The organism is Prevotella ihumii, assembly GCF_900155655.1.
Lineage (GTDB): Bacteria > Bacteroidota > Bacteroidia > Bacteroidales > Bacteroidaceae > Prevotella > Prevotella ihumii.
On sequence record NZ_LT706987.1, the window covers coordinates 1,967,622 to 1,984,912 of the forward strand.

16 protein-coding genes are annotated in these 17,291 nt (G+C 40.8%); 10 read left to right on the forward strand and 6 right to left on the reverse strand.

Annotated elements, in window-relative coordinates; translation table 11 throughout:
- Positions 1-438 precede the first annotated feature (438 nt).
- Complete coding sequence (locus CZ367_RS08830; RefSeq protein WP_077196557.1) at positions 439-1,044, reverse strand: HAD family hydrolase; 606 nt, start codon at positions 1,042-1,044, stop codon at positions 439-441.
- A gap of 67 nt (positions 1,045-1,111) precedes the next feature.
- On the opposite strand from CZ367_RS08830, the gene CZ367_RS08835 reads away from it, so the two are divergent.
- From CZ367_RS08835 to CZ367_RS08855, 5 genes are all read left to right on the forward strand, one after another.
- On the forward strand, positions 1,112-1,879 hold the full coding sequence (locus tag CZ367_RS08835) for an RsiV family protein (protein WP_077196558.1): 768 nt from the start codon (positions 1,112-1,114) through the stop codon (positions 1,877-1,879).
- Positions 1,880-1,889: 10 nt separating this feature from the next.
- The gene (rsmG, locus tag CZ367_RS08840; protein WP_077196559.1) at positions 1,890-2,516 is read left to right on the forward strand and encodes a 16S rRNA (guanine(527)-N(7))-methyltransferase RsmG; all 627 of its coding nucleotides are present in this window, start codon (positions 1,890-1,892) and stop codon (positions 2,514-2,516) included.
- A gap of 14 nt (positions 2,517-2,530) precedes the next feature.
- Entirely contained in the window at positions 2,531-3,175 is a 645-nt protein-coding gene (locus CZ367_RS08845; protein ID WP_077196560.1) for an MBL fold metallo-hydrolase, read from the forward strand.
- Between the two features lie 3 nt (positions 3,176-3,178).
- Positions 3,179-3,760, forward strand: a complete 582-nt coding sequence (gene ruvC / locus CZ367_RS08850) for a crossover junction endodeoxyribonuclease RuvC (protein ID WP_077196561.1) — start codon at positions 3,179-3,181, stop codon at positions 3,758-3,760.
- Positions 3,761-3,832: 72 nt separating this feature from the next.
- Positions 3,833-4,357, forward strand: coding sequence for a hypothetical protein (locus CZ367_RS08855; protein WP_077196562.1), 525 nt, complete (start codon positions 3,833-3,835; stop codon positions 4,355-4,357).
- Between the two features lie 80 nt (positions 4,358-4,437).
- Here the strand turns inward: CZ367_RS08855 and CZ367_RS16475 are convergent, their stop codons facing one another.
- From CZ367_RS16475 to CZ367_RS08875, 5 genes are all read right to left on the reverse strand, one after another.
- A complete protein-coding gene (locus CZ367_RS16475; protein WP_262500733.1) occupies positions 4,438-4,566 on the reverse strand; it encodes a hypothetical protein in 129 nt (42 codons plus the stop codon).
- 493 nt (positions 4,567-5,059) lie between these two features.
- Entirely contained in the window at positions 5,060-5,263 is a 204-nt protein-coding gene (locus CZ367_RS16275) for a hypothetical protein (protein WP_077196563.1), read from the reverse strand.
- A gap of 10 nt (positions 5,264-5,273) precedes the next feature.
- Complete coding sequence (locus CZ367_RS08865) at positions 5,274-6,464, reverse strand: hypothetical protein (protein WP_077196564.1); 1,191 nt, start codon at positions 6,462-6,464, stop codon at positions 5,274-5,276.
- Positions 6,461-8,995: a DNA cytosine methyltransferase gene (locus CZ367_RS08870; RefSeq protein ID WP_237581644.1), complete on the reverse strand. Its 2,535-nt coding sequence runs from the start codon at positions 8,993-8,995 to the stop codon at positions 6,461-6,463. The genes CZ367_RS08865 and CZ367_RS08870 overlap by 4 nt, the downstream gene beginning before the upstream one ends.
- A gap of 29 nt (positions 8,996-9,024) precedes the next feature.
- The gene (locus CZ367_RS08875) at positions 9,025-9,315 is read right to left on the reverse strand and encodes a helix-turn-helix domain-containing protein (protein ID WP_077196566.1); all 291 of its coding nucleotides are present in this window, start codon (positions 9,313-9,315) and stop codon (positions 9,025-9,027) included.
- A gap of 212 nt (positions 9,316-9,527) precedes the next feature.
- Here CZ367_RS08875 and CZ367_RS08880 point away from each other — a divergent pair, with 212 nt between their 5' ends.
- The 5 genes from CZ367_RS08880 to CZ367_RS08900 all read left to right on the forward strand — a co-directional run bounded on the left by CZ367_RS08880 (position 9,528) and on the right by CZ367_RS08900 (position 17,190).
- Positions 9,528-10,058, forward strand: coding sequence for a transposase (locus tag CZ367_RS08880; RefSeq protein WP_449421156.1), 531 nt, complete (start codon positions 9,528-9,530; stop codon positions 10,056-10,058).
- 135 nt (positions 10,059-10,193) lie between these two features.
- Entirely contained in the window at positions 10,194-12,614 is a 2,421-nt protein-coding gene (locus CZ367_RS08885) for a TonB-dependent receptor (protein WP_077196567.1), read from the forward strand.
- 64 nt (positions 12,615-12,678) lie between these two features.
- On the forward strand, positions 12,679-14,124 hold the full coding sequence (locus tag CZ367_RS08890; protein ID WP_077197412.1) for a hypothetical protein: 1,446 nt from the start codon (positions 12,679-12,681) through the stop codon (positions 14,122-14,124).
- 165 nt (positions 14,125-14,289) lie between these two features.
- The gene (locus CZ367_RS08895; protein ID WP_077196568.1) at positions 14,290-15,747 is read left to right on the forward strand and encodes a hypothetical protein; all 1,458 of its coding nucleotides are present in this window, start codon (positions 14,290-14,292) and stop codon (positions 15,745-15,747) included.
- Between the two features lie 57 nt (positions 15,748-15,804).
- Positions 15,805-17,190, forward strand: coding sequence for a hypothetical protein (locus tag CZ367_RS08900; protein ID WP_077196569.1), 1,386 nt, complete (start codon positions 15,805-15,807; stop codon positions 17,188-17,190).
- Positions 17,191-17,291: the final 101 nt, after the last annotated feature.

The window sequence follows — 17,291 nt, forward strand, 5'->3', positions numbered from 1 at the left end:
TCCGATGAAAGGTTACATAATTTAATGTTTAGTATAATTTATTTTCCAAAAGTTCACTCATTTTCAATATTTCTTTGTATTTTTGTACCCCATACTGTTCATTTTAGCTTGTATAATCTTTATTCAATCTTGAGTTGCAGTATCTTCGTAGAAGTGCAGTGATGCACAATGCTGCATTGGTTATAGAATTTTGACTATAACTTGCACACAAAATATGTCTTATCTGAATAATTAATGGTGTGGCGCATATAGAGATTTGCTCTGTATGCGCCTTTTGTTTTGGTAAAGATACAAAAATAGCGTATGCCAATTGACATACGCTATTTGTTTTAACCCAAATCGGTGGTAATTTATAGAACCAGCCTAAACTTCAAACCATAAATAGAGTGGAAACCAGGGTCGGTATTCTGCAATGCCATTGTTGTCCGACAAGTCCGACTAATACGCTGTAAAATCCTCTATCACCTCATCAGTGTACTCCTTCATTGCCTCAATAGTGTTGGTTGTAGCCACACCCACAACACGCATATTGGCTGCTAAACCCGACTTCATTCCGTTAAAACTGTCTTCAAACACCACACACTCTTTAGGTTCTACCCCAAGTCGTGCTGCTGCCGTAAGATAACCATCGGGGGCAGGCTTGCTCGCACGGAAATCTTCTGCCGTAAAAATACCATCGAAAAGCTCCTTAAACGATGGGTGCTGACGATAAACCTGTTCCATTTTGGCACGATTAGAACTCGTTACGACAGCGGTACGAATACCCTCGCTGCGCAACTTACCAACATACGCCTCCACGCCAGCCACATACTCGTAACTCATCTTCTCCTCGTACTCGTTCAATCGTCGGGTTATCTCCGCCTGTTGCCCCTCGTCAGGAAAATATTTGGCATAGATTTGCCCCAAGGTTTGCCCCTTAATTTTCAGTTCCAAACCCTCGCTATCGGGGTAAAACTCACGAAAGATGCCACCCCAAAATATGGTGTACTTAGGCTCGGTATCAAACACAACGCCATCTAAATCAAACAAACAAGCTTTTATCATTTTCGGTTTATTATATATAATGTAACGCAAAGTTACAAAAGTTTTTCGTAACTTTGCCCCATTCATTATGAGAAAGAGCAGATTATACCCCATTATAGCCGTTCTCGCCATCATTCTTCTTGGCGTGGCTTGCACATCTAAACCCAAAGCCCCGAAGCCTCTTGCTGTGGCTACGGCGCACGTGGTGGCAGACACGGTGGTACATTTCAATAAAGAAGCAGCCTGCACCGTGCATATCGACTTTGCCTATCTTAAAGGCGCACAATATGCTACAGCCAACGACTCCCTCCTGCGTATGGGCACCTTACAGCCCAACTACTTTGCCGCAAGTTACGAGCCACTCACCCCAGAGGTAGTAGTGCGTGAGACGATGCGTCGCTATGTGGCTGAATATATGGAGATTGCACGATGGCTAAAGGATAGGGAAAAGCAATACAGCGAACTGAATTGGGCGTTGAACATCACAACAAAGATACTCCCAAGCAAGGGCAAAAACATTCTTTATTGTTCGGAAATAGCCATCACGACAGGCAAAGTGAGCAACCATACTAAGCTCTTTTTCAATATCGACCCCAAGACGGGCAAGCGCATAACCCTAAAAGACGAGTACGGCAACGACTACCAAACCACACTAACAAAGCAGATTGTGGAGCAGTTGGCAGACCGATTAGACCCTGACGAAGACGATACAAAGGCACTCCAACAGAAAGGCTACTTTGTAAACATTGCGCCCTACGCTACCCAAAACTTCATTCTCACCGACGATTCCACCACCTTTGTATATCAGGCAGGCGAAATCAGCGAGAAGGAAGTACGCATCAGCATCGAAAATTAAGCAACCCAATATGATAGAACTCATCACAAAATATTTTCCTCACCTAACAGTGCGACAGCAAGAACAGTTTGCTGCGCTGTACGACTTATATGTGGACTGGAACTCGAAAATCAATGTCATCTCACGCAAAGATATTGACAATCTCTACCTACACCACGTGTTACACTCGTTGGCGATTGCCAAATTTATTGGTTTCAAGCCCGATACCAACATTTTAGACTTTGGCACAGGTGGCGGCTTCCCTGGTATTCCGTTGGCAATAATGTTTCCCGAAGCCAACTTTAAGATGATAGACGGAACGGGCAAAAAAATAAAGGTGGCTACCGAAATTTCTACCGCCATAGGATTAGAAAACGTGCTTCCGCAACACCTACGTGGCGAACAGGAAAAGGGCAAGTTCGACTTTATCGTGTCGCGTGCCGTAATGCCGCTGCCCGACTTGATGCGCATTGTACGCAAAAACATAGCCAAGGACCAGCACAACGCCATCGCAAATGGTGTTATCGTGCTGAAAGGGGGCAACCTTGATCAAGAAACAAGCCCTTACAGAAAGATTGTAGAACAGCGAGAACTCACCGAATGGTTTACCGAAGAATGGTTCAAAGAGAAGTATTTGGTGTACGTTCCTGTAGGATAAACGAAAAGAAATATATGCTCAACATTAAAACTTTTGTCTGCAATATGATAGAAGAAAACACGTATCTCGTTTGGGACGAAACCAAAGAGTGTGTTATCATAGACTGCGGAACATACTATGCCGACGAGCGAAAAGAACTTGTCGACACCATACGCACCGAAGGTTTGCGCCCCGTACACCTCCTTGCAACACACGGACACTTAGACCACAACTTCGGCATCAATACCATAGCCGAGGAATATGGGTTGAACCCCAAAGCATCAGAAAAAGATGCACCAATGATGGCAGCACTGAAAGAGCAGGGCGCAACCCTCTTCGGAATGACCATCGACTACGAGTTCCCCACCGTAACCCACTTCCTAAAAGAAAAAGAGGAGGTGCGTTTCGGTTCGCACACCTTCACCGTACTGCCCACCCCTGGGCATACACAGGGTTCTGTAACCTTCTACTGCAAGGACGAAGAAGTGGCCTTCACGGGCGACACCCTTTTCCGTGGCAGCGTAGGACGTACCGACTTCCCAGGCGGTAGTATGTTTCAGCTCATCAGTTCGCTGCGCGAGTTGGCACAACTGCCCGATACTACACGCATCTATGCAGGCCACGGCGAGCCTACAACCATAGGCTACGAGCTGGCACACAACCCCTATATGGACCGATAACCGATGGCAAAAAAGCTCACACCACAGCCCACAAAAATTATTCTTGGCATCGATCCCGGTACCAACGTGATGGGTTACGGCGTAATACGCACACAAGGCAACAAAGCCGAAATGGTGGTGATGGGCGTGATAGATATGCGCAAAGAGAGCGACCCCTACCTGCGTTTGGGCAAAATTTACGAGCGTGTAACAGGCATCATTGAGGAATATTTGCCCGACGAAATGGCAATCGAAGCCCCATTCTTTGGTAAGAATATTCAGTCGATGCTCAAACTTGGGCGAGCGCAAGGCGTAGCCATAGCCGCCGCCATACAGCGCGATGTGCCTATACACGAGTATGCACCGCTGAAAATAAAGATGGCAATAACGGGTAGTGGGTCGGCATCTAAAGCGCAAGTAGCCAATATGTTGCAACGATTGCTCCACTTAGACGAAACCGAGATGCCCCGCTTTATGGACGCCACCGACGCCCTCGGTGCAGCCTACTGCCACTTTTTGCAGGCAGGTCGCCCCGACAGCACAGCCAAGCATTATGGGTCGTGGAAAGACTTTGCACAGAAAAATCAAAGTAGAATAAGTAAATAAACGTATGCAACAATTAAACCAAAGCAGCGTTATATAATCAAAAAGAACAACAAACTCAAAAAAATACGAATTATGAGAAAAATTAAAAGCATAGTAGTAATCGCCCTTGCAATGATGATGTCAGCAGCAAGTGCCAACGCACAAACCACCGAACGTGTACACGAACAGATTTACAAGTCGGCTTATATGATAGCCGTTGACACCAAAGAAGACTCGGAGCTTCGCAAAGTGGCATCGTTCAAGGTAGACGCCATATCATATCTCAAGAGCAAAGCCCTCATTGCTTTCTCTGAAAACTCGAAAAATCTCAAGGCTGAAGATGTGGCTCATATCAATGCCCAGTTGGACTCGATGGCTTACTATATGCACGAATACGTCAATCTCTTTGTAAAAGAGTATGCTAAGGCTGTACACACCAATTCGCAAGACCGCATTCTAAAGATATTCCGCGACGCAAGTATCGACAACCCTCTATACAAGGACAACGACAAGGAGCTTACCCTTGCTTACTACAACCGTGCCGACTACCCCACACAATTCTCGCTTGATACCAATTGGGTGAACGCATTGGCAGCTGTAAAGAAAAAGCTAAAGTAACTTAATTGTATTAGTAATTGTCAGGCTCTTCAGACTTATTTACTTTGTCTGAAGATCTTGACAATGTCTTAAGGCTGGTTCTATAAATTAGCCCAGTCAGACCAGTCGGACCAGTCGGACGTGTCGGACGTGTCAGACCAGTCCGACTTGTCCGACAAGTCCGACTGGTCCGACTGGGCTAACGACCGATTTGGGTTTAATTCTCCCAATGGGTTTTGCTGTTATGTTGATTTAACATTTTAATTCCCTAAATAGAATTATCCGATATTTCTTATTATCTATTCTAAATCCCTTTTATTGATATTATAGAAAGCCAAAGTTCAACTTTGCCAATGCTAAACCTATATGTTTTACCACCTCAACATTGATGTTTGGCAAAGCTAAAGTTCAACTTTTGCCTTCTGAAATACCACTTAATAGCACTTTTCTTGTTCACATTCTTCTTTTATTCGTTCTATATTTCCGTAATCTAAGCAGTATATTCTTGCACACTTTTTCCTGTTTACTCATTACTCATTATCTATCAACAGTTTACAATTGCACACCCATTTGTGCCACTTTTGTGTATCGCGCTTCTTTTTAACGCAGATACGAGAATTATGACCCTTGTATTTAACACTTATCCGAAGTAAAACGAAAAAATAGAAAAAGATAAAAGAGAAATACATCATCTATCGAATAAGGTAACAATTGGTATAGTAGCTAAAAAAAAATAATTCCGCCAACGGGTTCCTTATATAAGGATCTTAAATGGTTAAGAAAATCGTCTGCAAAGTATACAAAAGGTTGTTCTTCATTAGAGTATGCATTTTCAAGAAATTCTCCAATAGGCATCACTTCTGTATCACTTTGATGTGATATTTTTATTCGAAATGAATACATCCCCCAATTTAATTTATGTGACATATTGCTTTTATTAGTAATTATATATTTGAATAAGACTTGATTTGATGTCTTTAAATTGGAGATTTGTACTAAGGTGGGTAGCAAGCCCTGTATTAATGACATAGACAAATGACTCTTTTCGATAATATTTCTCACCTACTGCTTTTAATGAAGTTTCAACAGTATCAGCCTTGGCTAAAAGGCAGGTAAGTTGATAATCTCGATTTATCTGCTGTGTCCTATTACTGGGATGTGCTAATGTGTAATGCTGAGTGGCTGTCAGTTTTATTAAATTCTCTAAATAGTGAGCCAGTTGCGGAAACTGAGATTTTGGAAAAATATGATGAATTTGTGTTGCTTCACCATTTCCCCATTGGTCATGAACTTCGCTTTCTATTTGTATTTTCCGCAACAGTTTCATTGCTTTTTGAACATAATAAGCATTGTATGCTTCTTGCTGCTCAACATCTTGTTGCTCTTGTGCCTCCTGCCTAGTGATAGATTTATCTTTATTCAGGTCTCTCCAATTCTTGCGATTGTACATTAAATCAGAGAATGTAAAGACATATTTAGACATGTGTCCTTTTTCTGTTCCATTAATCTGATTTTCGACAGCATATACATTCAATATCTTACTAAAGATACGATGCGCTTCAACTTCTGTATTTATAGCAGTATGACCAATCACAAAACGGTCATATCTACTTTTTAGCTCTTGGAAGTCTGCATTTGTAGCTTTTCCCTGCAAACACTTTTCTTTGAATGCTTCAAAATATCGGATAATTCCACTATCCGAAAGAACCTTTTGCAGATAGCAATAGAGGAAATTATATGTGTTTCTTTCTCTTTGCGCTATATAGTCAAGAATATCCAAATTAGCAACACGATAATAATTTGTTCCAGATCGCTTTTCTATCTCCAACACATGGGCATAAGCAAGCATTCGGAGAGGCTGTTGTATAAACTTATCATACTCATGACGAGCTTTTGGATTAGTAGGCAATGGCTTGTTAAAAATAGCTCTTGCATTCTTTATAAAGTATTGAGCATCCCAAATATTTGACACCGCAAACTCTTTGTCAATATCTATTGTATTGATAATACTGTCAGCAATGAAGCAAACGACATCAGGAGCGCACTTTTGATCCATAAAACGTGCATCTTGGGATTTACGAACATCTAAATCAAAGTTACTAAGATACTTTATTATATTTTCTCTCATTTCATCTGTCCTTTAAGTTTTCCAAAAAAGAAAACAGAGTTGTTGTCAATATTAAGTGAACGTGTACCTAAATTTCTTGCTATTGCATAGAATTTAGTAAATTTATCTGTAGCATAAAACGACAGGTCTTCTTTTGTTATAACCTCATCATTATTTGTCAAAGTAAGAATTGCAACAGAACCATCCGCAATGCACCCTTTGGGGAGAAAGCATGCTCGTGGGTTATATGTCAAGTTTGGGAGCAGGACACAATTTGTTTTGTTCAGAAACTTACTAACATCCAGCCTTTCTATATTATCTACATAACTGTCATATCCTGGAATATCAATAATTTGATTATCACCAATATTCCTTGACTTGAGAACTCTTACCTGCCCATTCCCTTTTGTCAAAGACTTGGTTATAACTCTATCTCTATATGCTTTGAACACATTAAACTCCATTTTATCTGCAACTTTATCAAAATCTTCGTTACGATATATTATCCAATAAGGAAACTTTGTATCCATAAGGTAGGATTGCTGCTGTACTACAACTTTTTCCGTAATGTAAGATTCGATAATAGTTTGAGCAGGCTTTCGCTGTGTTTCAACAACAAAGTTTATAGTTTCAATCTTAACATTCTTGAATCCTTTTTCCCCAAAATCAATGATATGAGAAACTCTTTTTTTGCTCATTAGTTGACGAGTTTTATTAAACTCAGGAGCATTTATCAGACTTTTAGGTACAATTAATGATACTACCTTTCCGATTCTCATAGACTTTTCTATAAAAAAAGAAAATATGTTATTTGTATCAGTATTGTAGGCTCCAGCTTTATAGACAGATAGTAACTCTTTTTCCTTTGTCAGTTTTTTATAAGGAGGATTTCCAACAACCACATCATACTTCTTCTCAAAACAATAAGTAAGAAAGTCTGCATGAATGTAGTTTATGTGTACATTATTAGGAATATTTACATGATTGACTAGAGCCTTAAGCACTTCAAGGCTTTCATTATCAATATCTACAACATCAATGTTTACAGAGGAAACGTCCGCATACTTTTGAATAAGCATAGGAATAAAATTACCTACACCAACAGAGGGTTCCAAAACATTGATTTCTGTAAAACCTTTCGCTTCCGGTAAGTTCTCAACTACCGAAAAACAAATATCCTGTCGAGTATAATATGCTGCGTTATTATTTCTATTAGCATTTGCTAATTCTGCAATTTTTGATAGTTCACAGAAACGGTACCTTGTAGATTTATTGATAAAATCTACAAGATTTATTTGATTATCAAGATGCTTCCGCTCTATCAAATTCTTAATATCTTGCTCTGCCATATTGATACGACAGGATTCTTTGGATATTTTATGCGCTATCTGTCTAAATATGATGGTAGGAACAGCTTCACCCAAATTTTGCCTTATATTCATTTCTTCCTTTTTGAGGAATGCTTCTTTTTCTTTTATTGACAATTTGTTCAGCTCGTCAAAAGGAATATAACTCCATTGAAAAGATGTAGGAACCGACATCATAAGCATCACTTCACGAATACTAAAAACCCGATTATCCACTGGATGAACAGTATTTTGACTTGCCATAATATCATTACGAGTATGAATACATGGTGCAACTTTATCCCAACATTGACGTGTATATTTGTCTCCATTTTTCTGAGCATTATAAACTACAACCCCATTTTTTATAGTATGGGGAATCTTGGTTATGTCAGTATTGTCAAAAGCTGATTGTCCTTCCTTTATATCGGCAATCCATGCTTCCATTCTTGGAGAGTATTTCCTAAAATTGTGATAAATATCTGTTTGAGAAATCTCCCCCATAGTTCTTAATGGTGGTAAACCACCTATTATCTGCCGTAAGGTTCGCTCAGGCTGTCTATCGGGAAAAACATCATAAGGAGTAATTTCTTTTAAATCTTTTCTTGCTCCAATGACTAAAGTCCGTGTTCTGCTTGACGGATTACCATAATCCTTAAAGTTCACAACCTTAAACAGCACATTATACAAACCTCCAAGATTTAGCTCTATCGCATTTCTAATCGTCTTATCTTGACCATCGACATCTGTGCAAATGGATGTGAGAAATGCACGTACATTTTCGAATATGAAAAATTTTGGTTGTATTTCGCTAACCATTTTTATAGATTCGACAACCAAAGAATTTCTTTTCAGTTCGTCTTTCTTCTTGTGATTTGCCACAGACATGCCTTGACATGGTGGTGTCGCGACGATTACATCTAAATCTTTTATATTAAAATTTCGTTTCCACAATTCCAATTCCTCAAACACTCGTCCTTGTGTTTCTTTTTGGGTCATATCGCCACAAATATATCCACTATCGTAAGCACATTTTTGATTGTATTTTTGTATCTTTAGCCTACGTTCAAGTAATTCTACTGTAGCAATACAATAGAAATTCTCTTGTTTAAAGCCATAACATCCTACGCCAGCACTGCTGAACAAACTGATATAGGTTTTCAGTCCATACGGAGAACGACTTTCTGCAACTATTGTAGATTCCAAATTTATTGGATTATATTTCTTTTGCAACATCACACTATACCCTTTAAGTTTTCTTTGACAACAGATAAAACATTTATAGCGACTTGTTTCTCTGGAGCCACAATATCGGAGACTTTATCGGCAAGCCATAAGACTATCAAGTCTTCTTGCTTAACATGAAATAGCCCAGACAGGATGCACACCTGTTCTCTTTTAGCTTTTCTTTCTCCTTTTTCTATCTTGCAATAAGTCGCAGTATCAATATCAAGTGCTGCTGCCAAATGGCGTTGTGGCAACTTATATTGCATACGCAACTCTTTTATTCGTTCAGAAAATAGCATATTACTTACTTGTGTCTTGACATTATTTGGCAAATTTACGATTTTTATTTGAGTAATCTGTGATTTTTCTTATTTATTTTAAGTACAATACTCTGTTAATAATCACATAATTGTTTGAAAATGAGCGAGTTAATTAATAAAACATAACTAAATAAACTTGGCTAAGTGTCTGGTTTTCAGTACCCTTATAGTTTGTTCAAGACTTAAAAAGTATGACATTTTCAGAACCACTTAGCCAATATGAGGAGATTCTCAAGGATGCAATTCGTGCATCAATGAAAGAATCTGGTGTAAAGTTAGCAAAAACTTTCCAGACTCTGCTCATCGAGATACTGACTTTATACATAATCCTACCCAGAAAGATAAACTTCACACAGATGGCTCGCTACGGCAAGCACGGCGAGCAGACCTATCGTCAGAATTTCAATCGCAAGAAGAAAGACTGCATCGATTGGCTTCTGTTGAACCTGTCTCTTGCAAGGCGTGTGTTGGACATGGATGGCTTACTTGCCATTGCCATAGACCCATGCTATATTAGCAAGGTAGGGAAGAAGACTCCTCATATCGGACGGTTCTGGTCGGGATGTGCAGGGGCGGTGAAGCACGGACTTGAAATCATGGGCGTCGGCTTGCTGGATGTTGCCAACAACAAGTGCATGATGCTGCGTGCCCATCAGACAATAGGGAACTCTGCGCTGAAGATGAGGAACAAGACACTCGTCGGCACCATCTGCTTTTTCTAAAAGTAGGTAGCCCGTAAAAAGAAGCAGCAAGAAAATACCTATCTTTGGGTATGTACATTTTTTTTCGGTATCGAGAAATTGAAATACCTTTGCACTCGAAAGATTTTTTATAATAATAATTTTTAAAATACTAAAATGTCGAAAAAAGAACAACGAACGCAAAAGATTCTATCGGCTCGAGACTCCCTTTTCAAGGGATGCTTGCTAATGCTGATGATGCTGTTTCTAAGCATCTCTGCCACAAAGGCATACAACGGCACGAACGCAAGCACAGATGAAGTCGAGGAAGGTATCGTGACTCTTCAAGTTACAGATGCGCTAACGGGCGAACCCATATTAGGAGCCGTTGTAAAAGATAGCAACGGTAAGACATACGTCACCAACGACTCGGGTACCTGCGCTATAAAGTTAGGCAACAGCGGCAAGAGGGTGAAAATCACTGTCACATTCGTAGGTTACAAGAGTTATGTTTCTTATGTATCAACTCAAACACGCACACTGAACATCAAGTTAACGGAAGACGTACAGCAATTAAGTGGAGTAACGGTGACAGCTAAAAAGAGACACACCGACATCCTGCAGCAAGCCAAGACTTTGGATCAAAGTATACTTGAAAAAGGTGGTGCCACCTCGTTGGCAAAAATGTTAGAGACCATTCCTGGTGTGAGCTCTATCAGTGCTGGTAGTACGGTGGCTAAACCTGTTATTCAAGGTATGCACAGCAGCCGTATTCTATTGATGAACAATGGAGTGAAATTGGAGAGCCAGAGTTGGGGTAACGACCATGCGCCAGAAATTGACTATACAGGTGCCAGCATGGTAGAGGTTGTAAAGGGTGCCGAATGTATTCGTTATGGTTTTGGTGCCATGGGTGGTGTGGTATTGCTCAACGATGCGCCCCTACCTTATGGGCATACCAAGCCTATCGTGAAAGGAGTTGCCAACATCGGCTATGATACCAATGCCCGAGGAATAAGCGGTTCGGGAAGCATTGAAACAGGTTGGAAGAATTTCGGTATGCGCCTGCACGGCAACTATACTCGTGGTGGTGATTACCGTACGCCCGAATACATCATGAACAACACGGGCTACAATAACATCAGCATGTCTGCCATGGGTGGTTTTGAGAACAAGCGCATCACGGCAACCGTGCTTACAAGTTTGTTCTACCAACGTTCTGGTATCTATTATGGCAGCCAAATATCCGACTTGGCACAACTACAAGAACGATTCCGCATTGGTCGTCCAACAGAGTCGTCATTGCAACCATTCAGTTATGAAATTGGCATACCCTTCCAGCAATCACAACACTTCACGCTGAAGGGCGAGGTGAAATATCGTATCAACCCAAAGCAATCGCTGGATCTGAACTTGTCGTTCCAAGAAAATTTGCGACAGGAGTATGAGAACCGTATGAAAAAGGAGTGGAGCGCCATCCCGATGCAAGACCTTATATTGAAAACATACAAGGCCGACTTGTCATATCGTGCTTCATGGAAGCCTTACAAAATGTCCACCTTGGCAGGTGTAGCAAACACATACCAAATAAACTACAACTTCCCAGGCACCAAGAATCCTGCCTTTGTACCAAACTTTGCCGCTCTCACTATGGGTGGTTTCCTGTTGCAAAAGGCTACTTTCTTTGAAAAATTGCAATGCGAATTGGGTTTGCGTTACGACTTTAGAGTAATGAGCGTGAGCGGTTACACCACGCTGAACAAGTACGACTATTACGATGACTTCAAGGTTTACAGCAACTTCACCTCGAGCTTTGCTACTCACTATCAGTTTAACGACAACTGGGACATACGTGCGAACATCGGTTGGTCGTGGCGTCCACCAGACATCAACGAGCTTTATGCCGTCGGACTTCAAGAAGGTTCTTATTGGGTAGTGGGCAATAGAAACCTAAAGAGTGAGCGTGGTTGGAAGTCTATCTTAGGCGCAAGGTATCGCAACACATGGGTATCTGTAGAGCCAAGCATGTTCTACCAACGCATTAACAGTTATATATACGACCATATTGGCTATGGGGCTAATCGTTTTCATAATAGCCCAAGCGGAAAATATGCCAAGTTTATGTATGATCAGGACGATGTGAGACTGTATGGTGGCGATATAGAAGCTACCGTAAATCCCATTAAAGGACTCAGTGTCGTAGCAAAGGGCGAATGGATATTTGCACGCAACATAACACGAAACGACTGGTTGCCTTTCATGCCATCAGACAAGTATGGACTGTCAGCCAGCTACGAACATACCTTCGGTGCAGAGAAAAAGATAAAGGCATCGTACTCTATCTCTGGCAACTATGTCACAAAACAAGAACGTTTCGACCCCAACAAGGATTTAGTGGCAGTATCGCCCGATCCCTACTTCTTGCTTGGCCTCACAGCAGATGTTGCCTTCAAGCTGCCCAGCAACAGGGAAATAAAGGTAATGTTGGCAGGCGATAACATTCTCAATACATTATATAAGGAATATACAGACCGATTTAGATATTATGCGCACGAACGTGGTATGAACTACTCTTTGCGCACAATCATTAAATTTTAAGAAAATGAAGTTACAATATAAGACAATAATGCGTTCAACTATTTTAGCTGTAGGATGCTGCTGCATGCTTGCCGCATGTTCTACCAATGATGTTGATGATTTTTTGAAAAAAGTAGTAAAAGCTCCTCCTGCTTCTATCGAGTACAATGGCAAGGGACACTCACAGATATATGCAGTAAGTGCCGTACTTAGAATGGGGTTCAAAGGTGGTGACATAAAAGTTGGAAACTTTGGTGCCGACAACAGTATAGACAACACATACAAACAAGACTCGTACAACATGATAAGCGTGAACACGGATAAACCGACAGATTATCCGCTCATGCAACAAATTGAGATAAGTAAGGGCGACAATGGACAAATGCAAATTACCAGCCAGCGCGACCATTTTGATGTAATTGCGTCAGATGACGTTTATTACGGACTTGAGCTTACATATTATGGAGCCAACCACCAACAAATAAACGGTGAGTTCATACAGTTCTATTACAAGAAAAACGGCGACCCAGACCTCGACAATTCTACATTGGTACAACACCAACACTTCTTTACCATTGGCAACGAAGTATTGGAACACAGTTGCACTATAGATGGTAAAACCATATCCAAGAACAGTAAGCAGGGTTTTTATCCACACACGCTGGGCAAGAACCCAACATACTACCCAGAGCTTACCTTTGAGATGGATGGCGACAAGCTAAAGCCTTGTGACATTACCACGACCAGCGCACTGCTTGCACCTGAAAGTGGGAACAAATCAGATAGTATGCCGTTTGACAGCGCGCTGATAGACAAAGCGATAAATATATTCCCTACGCTGAAAAAAAATCAAGCCACATGGACAGAAAATGGCTTTAAATTCTTTCAAACACTCACCATGCCACATGCGGCAGAATTTGCTAGCAAGTTGTTTAAATACCAATACCGAGATACCGACCCATTTGAGAAACAATTGGGATATGAGTATCAAGAAGGTAGCGGTGACGGTGGTGTTGTAGCAGATGGTACAAACGCACTGAGACAAAGACAAGGCGATTTCGTGGAATTGCTGCACCAATGCAGGAAAATAGGTACAGGTCCAAACAATTTGGACAGAATGGGATTCAAGGGAGTTCTACAGTTTAGACAAGCCAACACCGAATTTGCTATGCAAATAAGCCTATGCAACATCGTATCACAAATGGATAAATCAAAGAATGCTATTTGGCCCAAATATGGAAATGATAGTCCAGATGATGACTCAAAGACTTGTTCTGAAATTCCTACACTCGGATTTGGAGGAGGTAGAGGACTTTATAATTTTAATGAGATAAAATCAGAATGGAGCAATCACGACATTGACATTCCTTTAACATTCCGTGTCATTGCAGACATGAGAGATGGAGACGAGAAGTTCGTGGAAGATTTCAAAAAGTTCTATCCGCACATGGATACCAATGAAATCAAGAATTATTTCTTCAATCCTCAATATTTGCTGTCAAGGAATCGTAAGAATATATTCGTCATGTAGACTTCAGCTAAATGGAAGGCATTTGCGCATCATCATTCCTCACATGGCTGACACGTTCTCCTAACTAAGGAAAACTTACATACACGGCTAAGAGGAGAAAGAGTATTTAGCAAAGTGCCAATTATACTGGACTATCTAATCAAGACATTTACATAAAATAATAAAATGAAAAAATATAGTTTTTGTTTCGTTCTTATATTGATACTATGTACATCATGTGATGATTTCATCTTTGGTAACATGAATATCAATTACAACGAAAACCCACTTGAACACAAAGAAGTGCCACACAGCGGTGCAGATGCCATGGTTGACAGCTTGAAGAAAAAAGCTCCCTTTGGTGATGCCATGAGCAATCCCGACCAAGATGGCGCATTCAACAACTGGGCTCGCTGCTTAGTCATGTTCAAAGAGGGACACTCACACGGAGATGAAAAATTTCATGGCAATTATGTTTACCCAGCAGCGCCATGGAGACAAGAGGAATTTGTCATAGTAGAAAACAACTCACAACAGTTTCCTACTGTAAAGGTGGAATGGGAAAAGAGTATTCAAACTGTTTTTGAAAAGAAGTTAGACAAGCCTACTCCCCAGCAGCCTTACATTCGCCTTATAGGTGGAGATAAAAACCTTTGGGGTATATGCTTGTACTTCTTGGATAAAGATGGAAAGTTGCTTAATGATGAGATATACAAGCACTCTGATGAGTATCAAATATTCTTTACCATCAGCGACGTGGACGATAAAGGCAACCCATACAAGATCGAAGACTGTAGAGGTACATGGGAAGTTGGCGAAAATGGGAAAGATGGCAAAGTAGATGAGCATCCTGTCGCATCACCTTATTTCGAAGGAGTAGATAAGGACGAAAATTTAGGTAACGATCTCTTTATGCGTAGACAAAATGCAACCAAGAATTTGTTTGAATATTCCTACCGTGACACATGGAATCAGAATGCCATGGCTGACGGTATGCGCGAGTTTTACAACATTAGATTGCTGCCACCCCTTGATGCCACCGATGCTAATTCATGCGTTTCCTATGACAAGGACTGTGTAGGACTAAAAGGACACATCAACTTTTACTATGAGGCCAACGAGCCTACCTCTAACTTTAGGTCTGAAATAGATGGACGATATGGGACTGGAGAGAACAAAGATACATGGCCTTTCATGGTAAAAGGCTTTTCTGGTGAGTCGGTAGCATACAGCCGTCCTTCATACATATTGCCCTACTTCTATCTTTCCGTAAGAGTTATGAAATGTCAAAAGGGAAAGAAGGCATATATTCCTAAGGCTACCATTGCCAACAAGGAGCTGGACTATGCTGGATATTGGGACTGGATGAAGAGCGAAAAAGCCTGCGCACCATTCTATAACCCTTTCTGGCAATCGAAGAATACGACCCTTGAGGTTCCTGAATGGAAAGAGCTTATACGCTTTAATATACCAATCAAGGTGTATTGCAATAGGTTCGATTCCGATCCGACAAACGCATCACCAGCAGAACCATATTATTTCTACTTAGGTAGAGAGATTGGATTGACAGGAAAACAGGCATACGAAGCAAGCCAAAATGTTAAGACGCATGGCTTTGGCGCATTTGGTAACTGGTTCCTCTAATTCATACAATTATTATAAACAACAAAAAATATCAGAACAAATAAACAAAACAAGGATATGAAAAAAATAAATTATATCTTGATATTAGCCTTTATGGCTTTATCATCTCTATTCACAGCATGTCAGAGAAATGGAGATATGCCAGATGGTACTGATGCTAATTCAACAGTGGATCATCTCATTTTCAAAGAAGTTTTTTACATTGGTTACTGCACTTATAGGGATTTGTCTTCCATGGGCTTCAAAAGCCAATATAGCAGATACGAGGACGCCAACTATCTGGTGATATGCAATCCTACCCATAAACCAATATCACTTGAGAATATGGCAATTGCTTGTCATGTTGTCGACCCAAGTATCCAATATTCATTCCAAAAAGACGGTAATGGAGATTTCACAAAGCGATACTATGGCATTGGAGGAATGTCGTACTTCCCCAACGACCCTGTGACAAAAAAGCCACATGTCATACAGCCAGGTGACAGTGTCATCATCGTGAATTATGCGTGCGACCACCAGAAGAAATTCCTTGCCGAGAATGAGACCACAGCAGAAGAGGCAAAGAAAAATTACTATGGCTGGGAGGCTCTGCCCGACTACAGCAAACTTCCAAAGGACAAGACCTTTGAATTGTGCAACCAGCATTCACCGAAAAACGGAATGTGCGACCCTAACGACAAATTTGACAACAAGGATATTCCAAACATGCGTGACCTTGTTTTGTGGACTGAACTACCATTTAAGGGGCCAAGCCAGAGTATGCGCATGGCTTTAGTGAAGCTCCCTGATGGCGATGCAACCAAACCTCATGCCAAGGACGAAAACGGATTTTATCCTGACGAATCGCCACGCTCTCGCTACAATTGGTATCGACTATATGATTTGTATGGAACCGAGCAGGACCAAATTAATGACGAGACAGATCCAGTGAAGAAAAGAGAACTGGAAAAGAACAGAAAATACCCAACGGCATACTACCATATGATATATAACACAACAGGTATGGGCGGCATCAATGCTATTGAGCTGAATTACAATTGGGTTGTCGACTTCCTTACTATTTGCCCTTCGACAGAAAAGAAAATGGACTTGCTGACAGGTCCAAGCTCTGTAACTGTGTATGATGCAACAGGACACCCCGTAATGGAAGGATCAGAAGAAAAGAAAGAAAAAGTATGGTGGTACGACAGAGGAACAGCAAGTGTCTGCAATAGGATATTTGGAATTAACGACTTCTCTAATCCCTCTTTCGATCCCTCACAATTACAAGGCGCACTGATTCGTCGCACCAATGGAAAAGGATTTGTAGCCGAAATGAGTTCTGCGCTGAACTTCACGAAAGGTGTACCATCATTGTGCAGACGCGACAGCAAGGGAAAACCGTTAGATATGACTGCATACTGGAAGGTTAATTCCATCAATGCACGTACCAAGAAGAATTAAGAGTTGAAACGTACAAGAATAACTAAAGGCAGGTTCTATAAATTACCACCGCATATCGTCATTAAATTTTTATGAAGCTAATTTATAGAACCAGCCTAAAC

Excerpts from the sequence above, each read along its gene's own strand:
- CZ367_RS08830 (WP_077196557.1), bottom strand. The coding sequence starts at position 1,044 with ATGATAAAAGCTTGTTTGTTTGATTTAGATGGCGTTGTGTTTGATACC.
- CZ367_RS08835 (WP_077196558.1), top strand. The coding sequence starts at position 1,112 with ATGAGAAAGAGCAGATTATACCCCATTATAGCCGTTCTCGCCATCATT.
- rsmG (WP_077196559.1), top strand. The coding sequence starts at position 1,890 with ATGATAGAACTCATCACAAAATATTTTCCTCACCTAACAGTGCGACAG.
- CZ367_RS08845 (WP_077196560.1), top strand. The coding sequence starts at position 2,531 with ATGCTCAACATTAAAACTTTTGTCTGCAATATGATAGAAGAAAACACG.
- ruvC (WP_077196561.1), top strand. The coding sequence starts at position 3,179 with ATGGCAAAAAAGCTCACACCACAGCCCACAAAAATTATTCTTGGCATC.
- CZ367_RS08855 (WP_077196562.1), top strand. The coding sequence starts at position 3,833 with ATGAGAAAAATTAAAAGCATAGTAGTAATCGCCCTTGCAATGATGATG.
- CZ367_RS16275 (WP_077196563.1), bottom strand. The coding sequence starts at position 5,263 with ATGTCACATAAATTAAATTGGGGGATGTATTCATTTCGAATAAAAATA.
- CZ367_RS08865 (WP_077196564.1), bottom strand. The coding sequence starts at position 6,464 with ATGAGAGAAAATATAATAAAGTATCTTAGTAACTTTGATTTAGATGTT.
- CZ367_RS08875 (WP_077196566.1), bottom strand. The coding sequence starts at position 9,315 with ATGCTATTTTCTGAACGAATAAAAGAGTTGCGTATGCAATATAAGTTG.
- CZ367_RS08880 (WP_449421156.1), top strand. The coding sequence starts at position 9,528 with ATGACATTTTCAGAACCACTTAGCCAATATGAGGAGATTCTCAAGGAT.
- CZ367_RS08885 (WP_077196567.1), top strand. The coding sequence starts at position 10,194 with ATGTCGAAAAAAGAACAACGAACGCAAAAGATTCTATCGGCTCGAGAC.
- CZ367_RS08890 (WP_077197412.1), top strand. The coding sequence starts at position 12,679 with ATGCTTGCCGCATGTTCTACCAATGATGTTGATGATTTTTTGAAAAAA.
- CZ367_RS08895 (WP_077196568.1), top strand. The coding sequence starts at position 14,290 with ATGAAAAAATATAGTTTTTGTTTCGTTCTTATATTGATACTATGTACA.
- CZ367_RS08900 (WP_077196569.1), top strand. The coding sequence starts at position 15,805 with ATGAAAAAAATAAATTATATCTTGATATTAGCCTTTATGGCTTTATCA.